This window comes from Spirosoma litoris (genome assembly GCF_054776755.1).
In genome coordinates this window covers 17,274-35,692 of sequence record NZ_BAAHBI010000004.1, presented here as the reverse complement: position 1 = coordinate 35,692, position 18,419 = coordinate 17,274, and the positions used below count along the sequence as shown (strand labels likewise).

General features: G+C 50.8%; 6 protein-coding genes. 2 read left to right on the top strand and 4 right to left on the bottom strand.

Annotated features, from left to right (window positions below):
• Positions 1-179: 179 nt before the first annotated feature.
• The 4 genes from ACYVGR_RS02425 to ACYVGR_RS02410 form a co-directional block, all read right to left on the bottom strand.
• Positions 180-3,407: a WD40/YVTN/BNR-like repeat-containing protein gene (locus ACYVGR_RS02425; RefSeq protein ID WP_460953663.1), complete on the bottom strand. Its 3,228-nt coding sequence runs from the start codon at positions 3,405-3,407 to the stop codon at positions 180-182.
• Between the two features lie 574 nt (positions 3,408-3,981).
• Entirely contained in the window at positions 3,982-6,981 is a 3,000-nt protein-coding gene (locus ACYVGR_RS02420) for a WD40/YVTN/BNR-like repeat-containing protein (protein ID WP_460953661.1), read from the bottom strand.
• 12 nt (positions 6,982-6,993) lie between these two features.
• The gene (locus tag ACYVGR_RS02415) at positions 6,994-8,058 is read right to left on the bottom strand and encodes a PepSY-associated TM helix domain-containing protein (protein WP_460953659.1); all 1,065 of its coding nucleotides are present in this window, start codon (positions 8,056-8,058) and stop codon (positions 6,994-6,996) included.
• Positions 8,059-8,102: 44 nt separating this feature from the next.
• Complete coding sequence (locus tag ACYVGR_RS02410) at positions 8,103-11,336, bottom strand: WD40/YVTN/BNR-like repeat-containing protein (protein ID WP_460953657.1); 3,234 nt, start codon at positions 11,334-11,336, stop codon at positions 8,103-8,105.
• 681 nt (positions 11,337-12,017) lie between these two features.
• Between ACYVGR_RS02410 and ACYVGR_RS02405 the strand changes: the two genes are divergently transcribed.
• Positions 12,018-15,077 carry a VPS10 domain-containing protein gene (locus ACYVGR_RS02405; protein WP_460953656.1) on the top strand — a complete coding sequence of 1,020 codons (3,060 nt, stop codon included), beginning with the start codon at positions 12,018-12,020 and terminating at the stop codon, positions 15,075-15,077.
• A gap of 33 nt (positions 15,078-15,110) precedes the next feature.
• On the top strand, positions 15,111-18,389 hold the full coding sequence (locus tag ACYVGR_RS02400) for a WD40/YVTN/BNR-like repeat-containing protein (protein WP_460953654.1): 3,279 nt from the start codon (positions 15,111-15,113) through the stop codon (positions 18,387-18,389).
• Positions 18,390-18,419: the final 30 nt, after the last annotated feature.

Here is an 18,419-nt window from a genome sequence, read left to right as displayed (position 1 = left end):
TCCTGTTTCTGCTCATGTTGCCTTAGTCATTGCGGGAAAAAGGTCAGCTGGGTCATGAATGGAGAGGCAGATTGGCTGGACTAGCCAGCTTTGGATCTGGAGGATAGGGGTGTAAACTCTTTAAGGAGGGGTTTCCTTTTGGTAGAGTGTGAATCAGAGTAGCTCAGACCTAAATAACCTCAATGTGTTTTGAGAATAATTGGTGAATTGACATTGTATTTCTTGAGCTGCTCCAGAAAAAACGGCACGTCGGTTGTTATTACTTGCTGCGCTTTGGCCTGACTTTCCTGAAGGCGTTTTTTTAGGACCTGATAAACATCCAGATGCTGTTTGGCAGGTGGAAAATCGGCTGTTTCAACAGCGGAAGCCAGATAGAGCAGTTTCTCGGTTGTTTGCGCAGTCCAGCGAATCCCACTGGGCACCTTTAGTTGAACGAACGTTTCTTCTACCCCAATCAATTTAGCATTCAGCGAATCAATGGCTTTTTTCACGTCGCCCGTGTCTTTCCGGTCGGCCATCAGTGTCTTCATATCTGCGAGTTGTCGGCGCAGCCATTCGATCTGATTAACCTGCTCAGCAATTGAATTAAGGTCTTTTTTTATCGTAGAAATTAGTTCGTACTGCGTAGCAATGTCGGCTTCTGACCCGTCGGAATTCGGATCTTTCAATATTTTTATTTTCTGACTAAATGTCTTACCCCCAGCAGTTAAGGTGACGGTGTAAGTGCCCGGACTTACTAGTGGCGAAAGGCCTTTAGGAGCTGCCGGAGCAGGCATGGAACGACTATCGCCCAAATTGAACCAGTCGGCATTCAACGGTTTGTTGCGCGCAATAATGGCTGTGGACGGATCTTCCCGCAAATCCCACCAAACCCGGTTAATTCCCGCTTTGCCTTTGTGATGCATTGTCCGAATGGGCACATTGTTCGCATCGCTGATCGTGATCGTCAGGCTGTCTTTTGTATCGGTTGATAACCAGTAGTTGATGGGTGCGCCAGTCGGAGGATTTTCGCCCGCCGATGGATCGTCAAACATGGAATATGGGGTCGTAATGGGTCGGAACCGGTAAGCCGGCCGGGGGGCAAATAAGTGAGCCGCCGACGCTGTAATTTCGGGCGTTGCCTGCTGTAAGGGCGTGATGTCGTCAAGAATCCAGATGCCACGACCATAGGTGCCAATGACCAGATCATTAAAGTTTTCCTGGACAGCCAGCCAGTACATAGGCGCAGACGGCAAATTCGTCATCAGCGACTGCCAGTGAGCGCCATCGTTGAAAGAAATGTACAAGGCATTCTCCGTGCCCAGATAAAGCAGGCCCGGCTTGGTCGGATCTTCCCGGATATTACAGGCGTAGCTCAGTGTATTTTGGGGTATGCCTTCGATTATTTTCGTCCAGGTTTTCCCGAAATCTTCAGTCTTGTAAACATACGATTCAAAGTTGCCTACCTGATGAAAATCGATGGTGATATACGCTTTGCCCGCTTTCCATTTCGAGGCATCAATATTCCGTACCGTTCCCAGTGGGGGAAGTCCTTTGATATTCGCTGTAACGTTTTGCCAGTTGGCCCCGCCATCAACACTGACCTGAACCAGACCATCGTTGGTACCAGCCCATAACACGCCTTTCTGCACGGGCGATTCGTCGAACGCATAGATCACGCAACCGTATTCAACGCCGATATTGTCGGGAGTAAGCCCGCCCGAAATACCTAGTTTCCGTTTATCGTTGGTGGTTAGATCGGGACTAATGACCTCCCAGCTTTGCCCGCCATTGGTGGTTTTATGAACGTTCTGACTGGTAACGTAAATGGTGTTATGGTCATGGGGTGAGATCAACAGCGGGAAGGTCCATTGAAAACGGTACTTTACGTCTTTTGCGGGAGAGCCAAACGTAGCTTCCGGCCAGACCTCAACCTGCCTGAACTGACGGTTCTTTTCATTGAATCTGACCACAATACCCCCACCCGCACCGGAGCCAGAAGCGCTTGACCATACAATACTGGCATCCGTTGGATCAGGGGTGGCAAAACCACTTTCACCGCCACCCACGTCGAGCCATTCCCCCCTTGAGATTCCGTCGAAATGGAAATCTGTGCCCGTATAGCGGCTTGGTCCACGTGAGGAAGGCCCGTCCTGACGATTGGCATATACGTTGTACGGAATCCGGTTATCAACGGTTACATGGTATAACTGCGCCACCGGGAGCTGAACACGGGACCAGGTTTTGCCCCGGTTGTGTGAAATAGAAACACCGCCATCTCCGGCCACCGCATACCGGTTAGGATTCGTTGGGTCAATCCAAAGTTCGTGGTGGTCCCAGTTGGGAATCGACGGATTGACCGCTTTCTGAAACGTTCGTCCTCCGTCTTTTGAGATATTGTAAGCTTCCGCCAGCACAACCAGTTCGTCGGCATTATCGGGCGATACTTTGCAGCGGGTATAATACGCACCCCGGCTACCAAGGCTCTGGTCATAGCTGACCAGATTCCAGTTTTCACCACCGTCGTCGGATCGCCAGAGCTCACCCGCTTCGGTTTCCTTATTGCCAAACATGGGAACGCCATCACCGGTCTCAATGAGTGCGTATACTTTTTGCGGGTTAGCCTGCGATATGGTCAGGGCAATTTTACCAACGGGCAGTTTTGGTAAGCCATGATCCGTCAGTCGTTTCCAGGTAGTGCCACCATCGCGGGACACAAAAATACCGCTTCCTTTTCCACCACTCTGCCGACCCCAGGGTTTGATGTCCAGTTGCCACATGCCTGCAAACAGAATGCGCGGATTGGTGGGGTCCATCACCAGATCCGATGCGCCCGTGCTGTCATTGACGAATAAGACCTGGGTCCAGGTTTTACCGCCATCCAGGGTGCGATAAATACCTTTATCCTTTTGTGGGGCATAGCTATGACCCTGCACAGCAGCAAACACAATATCAGGATTGGTGGGGTTAATGATCATCCGGCTGATACGGCCTGTTTGCTCAAGGCCCATATGCTGCCAGGTTGTTCCACCATCCAGCGATTTCCAGACGCCATTTCCAACCGAAACATTAGAGCGAATATGGGGTTCACCGGTACCCGCCCATACAATTTGAGGATCTGAATCAGCAACGGTTATCGACCCAATTGAATTAACCGGCTTACCATCAAATATGGGTTTCCAGCTTGCTCCTCCGTCTACGGTTTTCCAGATACCGCCTGAAGCTGCACCCGCAAAATAAACCAATGGGTTACCTACTACTCCGGTTACCGTACTAATTCGGTTTCCAACGGGCCCTATGTGCCGGTATTTAAGCTGATTCAGTTGGGTCAAATCGACTTTTTGAGCTAGTGTGGCACTGGAAAGTAGACTGATTGTCCAGCATAACAACATCGCCGAACAAGCACGCGGAAGAGAAAGGTTAAACATGGCCAACAAAGTATATATTGAAATAGACTGATTGATCCGCAGCAACAGCATTAATCTCCTCAGACTTATACGTAGCTGGAGGCAGGAATACAGGTAATCGATTTATAAAGCTGGTGATGTGGAATGCTTCTGAACTCGTATGCCAACATCAGGGAGGGGTTAGAATTGCTATTTGGGCATCCCTGCTACGTACCTAAATAGCAACAACCTATACTATTTTAAGGGTACTCAAATATACAGAGTATATGATAAACAAATAACAACTAATCAAAATTTAATATTTATATTTCTAATTTATAAAAAATATTATATTGAAAATATTAATTATTAACTCACTATACAGACTTAATCTTAATAAAAACAGAATATCTATAAAAAAGGGAAGGCTTGATAAATAGAAGACGAACTAAATAGCTTACTCATTGACATTGTCTACAACCAATACTCGCAAACGAAGCTGTTTTGTAGGGGGTTAAGTCGGTTGATTTACTCGTAATAAGAGTTCTTGCGGGAAAAAATAAAAAACCGATGGAACAGTTGCTCCACCGGTTCAAGAAGAATATATGGCTATCAATTACCGCATGCTATTTTTCCAGGCAGTCCACTGCTCAGTAACTTTTTTGAAGGTTGCCTGCGCTTCATTCGCAGCGGCAAGCACCTGCGTTGTGGGTACACTGTCGCTGTCGTGCAGAATGGAAAAGACTGAATTAAAAGCTCGGTTCAATTCGTTCAGGCTAGTCTGAAGACCGTCCAATGTTTTCTTCTGTGCATCGGTTGTCGCCCGGCTTTTCAGGGTTTTTGCTTCGTTTAGCCAGGCAAGAATCTGTTGTCGTTTCTGGTAAGCGGCTAAGGAAAGATCGTGTTGTTGCTTTAGAATGGCGGGAGCAGTCTTCACCCGTGGGTCCATCGTGATGGTAAGCGGCTGCGAGTAGGTCTTTCCGTTGACGGTCAGTTTAACTGTATAGGTACCCGGCAAAACCCACGGAGACGTTGGGTCGGGAGCGGTTTGATGATAGGTTGCGGCAATCGGATACGACGGCGGAATGGGCAATGGCGTATAATGCAAATCCCACATAAACCGATGGGCACCGGCCGCCCCGGACAAGATCTGCTGGGGCCGAATCCAGTAGGTCGGCAAATTCACATCTGGGACATCATAGGGTTTCTCATCGCTACTAAACTGACGAACTAGTTTTCCCGTCGCATCCGTAATGCTTAGCGTGACCGCAGAAGTGGCCTTTCCATTCAGATAATAGTCAATAATGGCTCCATCGGGTGGGTTCTGACCGGCAGGTTCTTCCTGTGGCAAGGGTGTATCGGGGTTCATGTTCCACCGCACGCGGTAGGTCCGTTGGGGCTTATACAGAATCGTTGCGGCCTTTGCTAACTCGGGCGTTAACTGACGCAGGGCCGTAATATCATCCAGAATCCAGAACGACCGGCCGTGCGTTCCCACCACCAGATCATCATCTTTGATGACTAAATCCCGGATTGATGTAGCGGGCATATTCAGGCGCAACGATTGCCAGTGAGCACCATCATCGAAAGACACATAAACCGCTGTTTCTGACCCGGCAAACAGCAATCCTTTCCGAATGGGGTCTTCCCGCACGACATTAATCGGATCATTGGGTAATCCCGTCACGATTTCCTGCCAGGTTTTCCCGCCATTGTGGGTGCGGTAAATGTGTGGGCGCATATCGTCGCAACGGATGCGGTTCACAGCGGCATAAGCCGTATTAACATCGAAATGCCCGGCATCCATCAACGACACTTTGCTCCATGAACCAACACCAGGCGGAGTAACATTTTGCCAGATTTTACCCCCATCCCGCGTCACCTGAATCAGGCCATCATCTGTACCGATCCAGATGGTGTTAACGGCCTTTGGCGATGGAGCGATGGTATAAATTACGCCACGCGCAGGCATCGTTTTCATGGATTCGGTGCGGTAAACACCAACACTTTCGGGAATGTCAGGATAGGTTTTTCGCGTCAGATCAGGACTGATAACCTGCCAGGAGTGACCCCCATTACTGGTTTTAAACAGCACATTGCCAGCGAAATAAAGCGTTTTAGGATCGACAGGCGAGAACAACACCGGGGCCGTTCGCACAAACCGGTATTTACCACTCCGAACGGCTTCGGGCGCGATGTTCTGAACCTGCCCGGTCCGTTTGTCGTACCGGGTGATTTTGCCACCATAAATAATATTGGGATCAAGCGGGTCAGCGGCAACGTACCCATACTCTTCAACGCCCACGGGATGCCATTCGCGAAAGGTAATTTCGCCGTCGTTGCCCCGGCTGGAAATACCAACGGACCCGCTTTCCTGCTGACCACCCAGCACGTTGTACGGGAAACTGTTGTCGGTACTGACATGGTAAAACTGAGCCGTCGCTTGATTGTACCACGAGCTGAACGTCTGCCCGCCATTGACCGTAACGATAGCGCCCTGATCGCCAGCAAGCAGCAGCACATCCGGGTTGTTTGGATTAATCCAGAGCCGATGATAATCGTCGCCACCCGGTGCACCCCGAAAGTCGTTCCAGGTTTTGCCACCGTCTTCTGATTTCCAGGCGGCTACATCGGCAATAAAAACGATGTCGGGGTTTGTTGGATGCGTTTTCACTTCGGCAAAATCGCTGCCTCGCCCCCATAGTCGCCGGTCGCTGCTGATACGCGTCCAGGATTGCCCCGCATTGTCGGACCGATACACCCCACCAAGTTCGGTCGCATCGACCGTGGCGTATAGCCGATTCGGGTCGCTGGGCGCAATGCAAAAGCCAATCCGACCCAGCCCCTGCTCAATAGTAGGTAGCCCATTAGCCAGTTTCTGCCAGGTTGTTCCGCCATCCGTCGATTTATACAAACCGCTTTCGGGGCCTTGCCAGGCCGCATTTTCCCAGGGCCCTTGCTGGGCGGCCCACAGATCGACGTAAACGATATTCGGATTTTTCGGATCAATGGTCACCTGAACGGCGCCCGTGTTTTCGTCCTTGTAGAGCACCTTATCCCAGGTCTTGCCACCGTCCGTTGTCCGGTAAACACCCCGTTCGGGATTTGGACCGTAGGGATGGCCTAATACGGCGGCAAAAACGCGATTCTCGTTCGTTGGGTCGATGGCAATACCCCCAATCTGCTGCCCGTCTTTCAGGCCAAGATACGCCCATGTTTTTCCGGCATCGGTGGATTTGTACATACCATTTCCCACCGACAAATCCGGACGCTGAAGTCCCTCACCACTGGCCACGTATACAACGTTTGGGTTGGAGGGCGCTACCGCAACGTCGCCAATGGAACCCGTGGGCTGATCGTCGAAAATCGGATTCCAGGTACGGCCATAGTCCGTTGTTTTCCAGACGCCCCCATTATTGACACCCATGTAAAAGACATTGGGCTGTTGCGGCACACCCACCGCGCCCACCGTTCGTCCACCCCGATGTGGCCCAATCATTCGCCACTTCATGGCATCGAACAGGTTCGGTGCCAAAGGCTGCGCCCGAAGATTAACCAGTGAAACAAGCATAAAAAGCGGCATCAAGAGCCGCTTTGCAGAATGGATATATGTCATGCAACAATACGATTAATTACGTTTTAAGAACCAGATAAACAGGCCTGTAATCGTTACAACGGTCGTTGCCAACGCCAGGAGAATGTAAATAATCTGGGAAATCCAGCCGCCATAGCGCCCAAAGTGCAATTCCTCGAAAATATGCTCGGCGATGTATTCCAGATCAGCATCGCGGGCATTGAGTCCACTCACGTATGTACCCGTCCGGGCATCCATCGTAGCGGCCACATTGTATTTCCCCAGCAACCGGATACTGCCCGGCATATTGCCGCGAATCACGAACGTACTATCACCGGGTCTCGGAAAGTCAATGAGTTGAGGCTGGAAGTCGGCAATGGACGCCTTGGCCGTCGTTAGTGCCGCATCAACGGGAATGCTTGCCGGTGAAACTAGAGAAAGGTTGGCCTGTTCCGGGTTTTCAGGGCCGCCAAATTTCCGTTCAATCTGTTCCCAGTGAAAGAAAATGCCCGTTGCACTCATCAGCAGCATAAACAGTAAAGCGACCACACCCAGCCATTTGTGAATGTCGGCATACACGATACGCGCCGATTTATTCCAGCGAACGCCGATTTTGAATACACTCAGCAACGACCGTCGATAATACCAGGTTCCAGTCAGCACAGATGCCAGCAGACAGATGCCCGCCAGTCCCATAATAAACCCGCCTACGGGCTCCAGCAACAGATTTTCGTGAAGTTCACGCGCTCGTCGGACAAAGGCCGCATCGGCGTTGCGCTCCCCAATAATGGCCCCGCTGTATGGGTTTAGCGCTACCCATTTCCACTCGCCCTTATCAATCAGATCAACCCGGACGGCTTCTTTTTTGACACTGTCGCCCATATTGATACTCCGTATCTGGGCCGATGGGTATTGGCGAAGCACCGTAGCCAGCAATTGACCCGTAGACTGGCGCTGACCAACGGGCTCAACCTGGGTTAGGGTTGGATTCAGCAGGTTGTCGATCTGCCGATCAACGACCAGAATCGAGCCGGTAATGGTAAGAATGATGATGAACAGTCCACCCACCAACCCCGAAATTCGGTGCAGACTATAAACGGTTTTGTCAGAAAGCGTCATACAACTAAATATCCCCGGAGGTTAGTCCGGGGGTTACTTGAAGATTATTGATTGATAATAATGGCCGGCACTTGCTGTTCGGTTACGATCCGGTTAAACGTCGGCACCTGGGTATTGATCACTTCTTTCAATTTATTCACTGCGTTATCAATCTGCTTGCCCAGATCATCGTAAGCCGCCAGAGACGACTTGGTAGGTTTGGCATCGGCCGACGAAACGGCCGACCCAACACCCGCCATCTTATCGTTCAACCGAATGGGATAGGCCAGCGCATCCTGCCCCGCTTTCGATTTGGGCTGCATCAGCGTGGATTCGATCTTGTCCAGTTCGTCCAGTATGGGCTTGGCCGCGTTCTTGAACTTCTCCGCGACTTTCGGGTCTTTGACGCCGTTGGTGTAGCCATTGATCTGGTTTCTGATCTGCCGAAGCTGGTTGATTGACTTGTGGGCGTCCGAAATTTTGCCATTTATTTTTTGCAGTAAATCAAACTGTTCCTGCAATTCGGCAATGGTCGTAGCCAGGCGGGGATCTTTCCGGATTTCGATTGGCTGTTCGGCAATCAGCGAATCGCCCACTAACAGCCGCACTTTGTAAGCACCGGGTACAACTTTAGCGCCCGTTCCGCGTCCAGACCACATCACGTTGGTTCCCTCAACGGCAGTGGCATCCGGGTAGCGCATGTCCCAGACGAAGACATTCATGCCCGGATGCGCCGAGGCCATGCCTGACCGGGGCGCCGTTTCATCCTGATAAAACTCGACCGGCACTTTAAAGGGCTGCCCTTTTTTGTCTTTGGTGCTTGAGTACGTAATGATGGTATCGTTGCCCGTTGTCATATAGATCAGGCGCAATTCTTTTGTCGGCTTGCTTTTCAGATAATAGCGGGTAATAACGCCATTGGGTGCGTTTTCGCCTTCATCAATGGGCGCGCCACGCCGGCCCCCTCCCGCTCCGCCATCCATCCGATACGCAGGACGCGGTTTAAACAAGTGAGCCGTTGCCATCGCTTTGCCTGCCTGTTTTAAGTCCATCAATTCGTGGAGGGGCGTAATGTCATCCATAATCCAGAACCCCAGTCCGTGGGTGGCAATGACCAGATCTTTTTCCCGTTTATGGATTTGCAGGTCACGCACGGGTGTAACGGGCAGGTTCATACTCAGTTTCTCCCAGGAACCACCATCATTGAACGAAACATAAACGCCCCGCTCCGTTCCGGCATACAACAATCCGGCTTTGTTGGGGTCTTCGCGAATAACATGACAATGCTCATCTGCCGGAATCCCCGATTTGATCGTTGTCCAGGTTTTGCCATAATCTGTTGTCTTGAACATATACGGTGTCCGGTCGCCCGCCATATACCGCTTGGCAGCCAGATAGGCTTTGCCGGGCGTATGATCAGACGGGTGTACGATGCTCATAATGGCCAGTTCGGGCAACATCGACGCGGGTGGCGTAATATTTTGCCAGGTTTTCGCCCCATCGCGACTGATGTGCATCAGGCCATCATCGGAACCAGCCCAGAATACATTCTTCTCGACCGGCGATTCAGCGAAAGTAAAAATGGTCGGGAAGGTTTCAGCACCTGTATTGTCTTTCGTAATGGGACCACCCGTATCGCCCTGTGTTTTAGGATCATTGCGGGTTAAATCGGGGCTGATATCTTCCCACGAATGGCCATAGTCGGTACTGCGGTGTACGTATTGCGAGGTGATGTACAGCGTTTTGTTGTCGTGCGGAGAAAAAACGATGGGGTATGTCCATTGAAAGCGGTATTTCCGGGCCGAGGACGGTGAGCCCATAAAATATTCGGGATATACGTTAATGACCTGATTCTGATCCGTTTTCTTATCATAACGGGTAATCAAACCATCATAGCTGCCGCCATACGTCACATCGGGATTGTTCGGATCAGGCGTAATATAGCCCGACTCGCCCCCCGACACCGGATACCAGGCGTCTTTACCAATGGAGTTACCGGTTGTGCGGCTGGCAATCCGTACCGATGTATTATCCTGCTGGGCTCCATACAGGTTGTAGGGAAAGTCGTTATCCACCGAAACGTGGTAAAACTGACCGGTTGGCACATCAATATCGGAGAACGTAGCCCCGCCATTGTAGGTTACCTCACCCCCACCATCGTCGGCGATGATAAAATTCTGTGCGTTTTTAGGGTTCCACCAGATATCGTGCGTATCACCATGATGGACATTAAGTACCTTGAAGGTTTTCCCGCCATCGTACGATTTCATCGCGTTGACATTCAGCACGATCAGTCCATTTTCATCCTGCGGATCGGCACCCATCATCATGTAATACCACGGACGTTGCCACAGGTTTTTGTCCTCATTGATCAGTTGCCATGTTTCGCCCGCATCGTCAGACCGGTACAGACCACCCTTGGCGCTCTCGACCATCGCATACAATCGGTTGGAGTTAGCGGGCGAGACAACTATACCAATTTTGCCTAATACGCCTTTGGGCATTCCAGGCTTATTGCTCAGGCTGATCCAGGTATCACCCCCGTCCGTTGATTTGAACAGGCCACTGCCGGGGCCACCGCTGCTCATCTTGTAGCTGTTCCGATACGCCTGCCACATCGACGCGTAAATGATCGACGGGTTACTAGGGTCAATTTTCACCGTAGCGGCACCCGTACTGTCATTTTTGGTAAGCACGGCCTTCCAGGTTTTGCCGCCGTCGGTTGTGCGAAATACACCGCGCTCTTTGTTGGGGGCAAATGGATTGCCCAGTGCGGCTACATAAGCAATGTCAGGATTGGTTGGGTGAACTTCAACATTGCCAATGGCATCGGCCATTTTTAGGCCCACATGTTTCCAGGTTTTGCCCGCATCCGTCGATTTGTAGACGCCATCCCCATTGGCAATATTGCTCCGGATATCGGATTCGCCCATTCCTACATAAACCGTGTTCGGGTCGGAGGGCGCTACGGCGATGGCCCCCACCGAGCTGGATTTAAAGGTAGAATCCGACACCATGACCCAGTTGCCGCCCCCGTCCGTCGTTTTCCAGACGCCCCCGCCCGTAGCGCCAAAATAATACGTCAGCGGCTGACTCGGGTGACCAGCAACGCCTAACGCCCGACCGGCCCGAAACGGACCAATGTTACGCCACCGTAAGCCATTGTACAGGCTATCAGAAGCACGAACAGCAACTGGTTTTGCGACGGATTTAGTTTTTCGTTGGGCTTGTGAGAGGCCAGGTATAAGCCATAAAGCCAGAAGTGTACCTATGCAAGCAGTAAATTTCCTATTTACCATAAAAGATTTGGCCAATGAAGAGCGATGCAAAATTATGCATCAAAAAGAAGAAAAAAGCCCATATATCCCTTATTAAACGAATCTTTAATAAGGAAGCTGTTTAAACTTTCTAAAATCAAGTATGGATCAGTGTGTTTTTGTCATCCCGACGCAGGAGGGATCTTCGGTTGAGTCCCTAAAATAGTCATTACCCGAAGATCCCTCCTGCGTCGGGATGACAAAAACACTGATAAAACAAAAGTTTAAATAGCTCCAAGGTTTCCCTCAGCATAAGCACCCGATTTCTCCCGGCAAGCTGAATCTCGATGCAAAAACTTGGCAGTCACAATCCAGCTATGCATTGTTACTCATGTAAAAAATTTTAATCTGTTTCGGCAATTTTAAAGCTAGGTGTGCTAGCAGCTTCCCGTCACGAAAAATTGCATAGAATTAATATTTATTTTGCTTTTATAGCTTAAAAAAGAATAAATAGGCATCAAGCAAGAATTAGTTTAAATTAAAATACTGCATATCAGAAAAAAGCAGAATACATTTCCTGACTTCTTTATTGTGAAATAGGGATGGACTTGGCTAAGTTTGCTTAGGTTTCCCCTATCCGTACATCATCTACCGGCCATCATAATTGCTAGTTCTCCCCAGTGCACTATTGAATCAACGTTTCGTCATAATTTTCCTCTACCAATGAAGGACTTCGCCCTACTTTTTATTACTGCCATTGGCACCGTATTTCTAAGCAGCCAGCTCCAGGCACAACAAAAAACACCTACCGATACGGCTAGTAATCCAGTTTTTAAAGGAATGGCCTGGCGTAATATCGGGCCAACCCGTGGCGGTCGGTCGCTGGGTGCATCGGGTTCACCGGGCCGCAAACAGGAATATTATTTCGGTGCTGTCGGTGGCGGCCTGTGGAAAACAACCGACGGCGGGCAGAGCTGGTCACCTGTCACGGATGGACAACTGAAAAGCTCGTCGGTGGGGGCAGTTGCCGTGTCCGAAACCAATCCCGACATCGTTTATATCGGAACGGGCGAAACCCAGCTTCGGGGCAACATCATGCAGGGCGATGGCGTCTACAAAACAACCGATGCCGGAAAAACATGGACCAACATTGGCCTGAAAAACACGCAGGCGATTGCCCGCGTCCGCATTCATCCCACAAACCCGGACATCGTTTATGTGGCGGCCCTGGGTCACCCATACGGCCCCAATGAAGAACGCGGTATTTTTCGAACGACCGACGGCGGCAAAACCTGGAAAAAAGTCCTGTATAAAAGTGATAAAGCGGGTGGAGTCGATATCATCATTGACCGCAAAAACCCGAACGTTCTATATGCATCAATCTGGCAGGTATATCGAAAACCCTGGAAAATGTGGGGTGGCGGTGGCGATTCCGGTCTGTTCAAATCAACGGATGGGGGTGATACCTGGACCGAGCTAACCCGTAAACCAGGCATGCCCAAAGGCACCGTTGGCAAGATTGGCGTAACCGTTTCGCCTGTAGATCCGAACCGGGTATGGGCCATTGTCGAAGCTGAAGATGGCGGGGTGTATCGGTCTGATGATGCCGGAATGACCTGGAAGCACGTTAACGACGAACGTAAACTACGTCAGCGTGCCTTTTATTACTCGCGTATTTTCGCCGATCCACTCGACAAAAACGGTGTATACTGCCTGAACGTTGGGTTTTATAAATCGACGGATGGTGGCGTAAAATTCAATAAAACGATCACTGTCCCTCATGGCGACAATCACGATCTGTGGATTGACCCAACCGACTCAACCCGCATGATTACGTCCAATGACGGCGGTGGTGCGGTATCGGTCAATGGCGGCAAAACCTGGACTGACGAAAACTTCCCGACGGCTCAACTGTATCACATTACGACGACCACCGATTTCCCCTACCACATTGCGGGTGCCCAGCAGGACAATACAACGATTGCGGTGGCGAGCGAAGGCTGGTCTAATCAATTAGTGAAGGGCAACAGCATCAAGAAAAGTGAATGGGGGTACGAAGTGGGCGGGGGTGAAAGTGGCTACATTGCACAGGACCCCAAAAACCCCGACATTTTTTACGCAGGCAGTCAGGGTGCATTATTAACACGCTATGATCGTTCGACGGGTCAGAACCGCGATGTTCAGGTATATCCCCGGTTCTTCTCCGGCGAGCCAGCCAGCGCCCTTCCCGAACGCTGGCAGTGGACTTACCCCATCGTGTTTGCGCCTAAAGATCCGAAGCGGCTGTACGTGTGTTCACAGCACGTTTGGGTATCGACCAACGAAGGCCAGAGCTGGGAAAAGATTAGTCCGGATTTGACCCTGGCCGATACGGCAACGCTCGGTAAAAGTGGTGGCGTTATCACCATGGACATGAACGGTCCTGAAATCTACGCAACCGTTTTTGCGCTGGCCCCCTCCTACCATGACGTCAACACGATCTGGGCTGGCTCCGACGATGGGTTGATACACATCACTCGCGATCACGGCAAAAACTGGCAGAAAATTACGCCACCAGACCTACCTAAACACACACGTATCAGCATCATTGAGGCATCGCGCTACAAACCCGGTACGGCCTACGTAGCCGCCAAACGGTACCAGATGGACGACCGGACGCCGTACATCTACAAGACGGATGATTACGGAAAAACCTGGAAAAAGATCATTAACGGCCTCCGCCCCGATGACTTTGCGCACACCATCCGTGAGGACATCACGCGTCCTGGCCTGCTCTACGCTGGTATGGAACATGGCGTTTGGGTGTCGTTCAACGATGGCGAACTCTGGCAACCGCTGCAACTGAAACTTCCAGATACGCAGATTGCGGACATACAGGTTACGGAGAAAGATGTTGTGCTCGGTACGCATGGCCGGTCAATTTATGTTCTGGACGATATCGCTCCTGTCCGGGAATTTACACCTGACTTGGCTAAGAAAAACGTGCATCTTTTCAAGCCTTACTATGCCGTTCGGCGGGTTCAGCCAGCGGTATTTCAGTATTATCTGGCGAAGCAGGCCGACAGTGTTAAACTCGAAATTCTGGATGCAGCGGGCACAGTGATTCAGTCGTTTACAGGAAATAAACCGACGAATGCAAAGGATGACGATGACGACGATGATTCGGGTAAGCCAAAGGTGAAGTTACCCACAACAGCTGCTGGGCTGAACCGCTACGAATGGGACCTTCGCTATCCGGGTGCTACCTATTTTAAAGGCATGATTATGTGGGGCGCTCGCCCAACATCTGGCCCGTTGGCTTTGCCGGGTCAGTATCAGGTACGGCTTACGGTGGGTGGCCAATCCTTTACGCAGCCGTTTGAGATCAGGCTCGATCCCCGGTTGAAGGGCGTTACTCTGGCCGATGTGCAGGAACAGTTTAAGATGGCGATGAAGCTGCGAGATGAAACCAGCAAAGCCAACGATGCCGTCATTCAAATTCGGACCTTGAAGGAAAAACTCTCGAAGCAGCCCGACAATCCAGCGAATCAGAAGCTAAAAGAGCAACTGAGTATCATCGAAGAAAACCTGTATCAGATTCGGAATCAGAGCGGTCAGGACCCGTTGAACTTCCCGATCAAGCTGAACAATCGGCTGGCGGCTCTCTGGCGCAGTGTGGAAAACGGCGACGCTAAACCAACCGATGGTTCTTATAAAGTATATGAGGAATTATCCGGCGAACTGACGAAGCAGCTCACCGAGTTGGACAAACTGGTAAAATCAAACAAAAGCGTGGGTATGTAACCCAGTTGCCTATCTACTTCACCCGTACTCGTCATGGTCAAGCCCAACATAGTCAATGGTTTACAGCTCAAGTTTGTACTGCGCGGCCAGAGACATTACTATGCCCTTTTTGTCTGCGTTGGGTTTGTTGTTCTGATCCTGAACGGTTTCCAAACGACGGCCCAGTCAACATCTGTTAAAACGGCAAATGACCCGAATCAGGTCAATGTTTCGGTCATGAAAGCCATGCAATGGCGATTGATCGGCCCTTTTCGGGGGGGGCGTTCGGTTTGCGTGGCGGGACATCCTACGGAACGATTGGTCTTTTACATGGGAACAACCGGCGGTGGCGTCTGGAAAACAGAAAATGGAGGGATTACCTGGCAGAACATCTCGGATGGTTTTTTCAAAATGGGTTCTGTTGGGGCCATTGCGGTAGCCCAGTCGAATCCCAGTATCATCTATGTTGGAATGGGCGAACATACGCTGCGGGGAAATCTGTCGCCCGGCGATGGCGTCTACAAATCCACGGATGCGGGTAAAACCTGGACGCACATTGGCCTGACCGATACACAGCATATTGGGTCGCTTATTATTGACCCAGCCAATCCCGATATTGTTTACGTTGCGGCTCTTGGTCATGCGTTTGGCCCGAATGAGGAACGGGGTATTTTTCGGACACAGGATGGCGGCAAAACCTGGAAAAAGGTATTGTACAAAAACCCAAACGTCGGTGCCATCGACCTGACCATCGACCCGGCTCATCCCAAAACGCTGTATGCCTCTACGTTTGAGTTTCGCCGGTTTCCGTGGGGCGTACGCAGCGCGGGGCCGGGCGCGGGCATTTTCAAGACCGTGGACGGCGGTGACACCTGGACTGATATTACCCGCAATAAGGGTTTACCAACCGGTACCAATCGGGGACGCATCGGCCTGGCGCTGTCTCCCTCAAAACCCAATCGAATCTGGGCCATTATTGAGGCCGAAAACGAACAGACGGGCGTTTACCGCACCGACGACGCTGGAGCTACGTGGCAGGTTGTCAGTCAGTTTGCGGATCTGTTTCAACGGCCCTGGTATTACCATCACCTCGCGGCAGATCCCAAAAACAGCGAAACGCTCTGGGTGCTTAACATCGATATGTGGAAATCCAATGATGGTGGGAAGACGTACAAAAAAGTTGACCCACCGCATGGCGACAACCACCAGCTCTGGATCGACCCCAACGATACGAATCGAATGGTTCAGGCGAATGACGGAGGTGGAACGGTAACGTTCGATGGCGGTAAATCGTGGTCGTCGGTCTACAATCAGCCAACGGCGCAGATGTACCACGTTATCACGGATAACAAATTTCCGTATCGGGCTTATGGCGCACAGCAGGATAATACCACAATTTCCGTCCCCAGCCGTTCGGATTACGGAGCCATTTACCCCCACGAAAACTACGACGTGGGCGGAGGTGAATCTGGCTACATCGCCTTCGACAAAAATGATCCGACCCTGATTTTTGCGGCCAATCACCACTGGCTTACCCGCCTGAATCTGAAGACAAATCAGCTTAAAGATGTATCGGTCATTCCGGATGATATGTATGGCTACGGGTCCGCTGATCTGGCCTACCGCTTTCAATGGACATATCCCGTTATGGTATCTCCGCATAACCCAAAGGTGCTCTATGCGACCTCACAATATGTGCATCGGTCAACCGATCAGGGAGCAAGCTGGCAGGTAATCAGCCCTAATTTATCAAGATCTGATCCGGCCACGCTCGAAAAAACACCGACGATGGATGACGAGTCGATTGGAAAAGACTGGGGTCCCATCAAACGCGACAATACGGGCGTAGAGTGGTATGGGACGATTTTTGCGCTGGCTGAATCACCGGTGAAAGCTGGGGTTTTATGGTCCGGTTCGGATGATGGTTATGTCCAGTTATCTACAGATAATGGAAAATCCTGGCAAAACGTCACCCCCAAAGACATGCCAGCGTTTGCCCGTATCAGCATCATTGATCCATCTTCGCATGATCCTGCTACGGCCTATGTTGCCGCCCTGAAATACAAGCAGGATGACTTCCACCCTTATGTTTACAAAACCAGCGATTACGGCAAAACCTGGACAAAAATCACGCAGGGGATTCCCGATGATGATTTCATTCGGGTTGTTCGGGAAGATCCCAAACGGCGGGGATTACTGTATGCGGGTGGTGAAAAAGGCATGTATGTTTCCTTCAATGACGGCGGACGCTGGCAGCCCCTGCAACTAAACCTGCCTGTTGTGCCCATTCATGATCTGGCCATTCAGAACAACGATCTGGTAGCCGCTACCCACGGACGCTCCTTCTGGATTCTGGACGACCTCACCGTGTTGCATCAACTAACTGATGAGGTACAAAAATCGGCTATTCACTTGTTCAAACCCCGCCCAACCGTGCGGTTTAAAGCGAGCCTGGACCCAGCCATAAAGCCGGTACCAAATGGACCCGGCGAATTAGGAAAAAATCCACCCAATGGCGTTAAAATCGTTTATTATTTGCCGGAGAAGCCAAAAAGCCAGATAGCCCTGGATTTTCTGGACGCCAGCGGTCAGCTCATCAAATCCTACAAAAGCAACGTCACTACGGCTACAATTCCCCAATCCAGCTCTGCAACCGCTTCGAAAGATTCAGCAGGTCGGGCCGAAATACGTCAGCCGACAGCGCCTGCCCGGAAAGAACCGGCCTTACCCGCCGAAGCGGGTGGCAACTCCTTCGTTTGGGAGGACATGCGCTACCCAGACCCAATTGCATTGCCTAACTCAGTAACTCATGGTCGGGCCAGAGGGCCACTGGCTATGCCAGGTACCTACCAGGCCCAGCTAACAGTCGATGGTAAAACGTATACCCAGACATTCGAGATCATCAAAGATCCCAGAATTGAGACAACACCGGCAGAGTTTAAAGAGCAATTCGACATGCTCATCCTGATTCGGGAACGAATCAATGAACTGCGTAAGGGCGTTCTGACGATTCGCCAGTTACGTCAGCAACTGGACAGTACGTACCATTCTTCGGACGATCCGACAGTGAAGGATTTAAAAGATAAACTGCTCCGCATTGAGGACGAACTGTATCAGTATCGGGCCAAAGCCACGCAGGATTTGACCAATCATCCGGTGCGGCTGAATACCAAATTTACCGCCCTGGAAGGCTTTGTCGAATCTGATGATTCAAAACCAACTCAGCAGCAATCTGACCAATACAATACGCTGTCGAAGAAACTGGCGGAACAATTAAAAGCGCTGGACAATCTGAAACCCGCCATTCAAAGCAAGGTCAGGCCAAACGGGTAAGTTTTCCGGTCTTTGTTTAAGTAGCCTGAA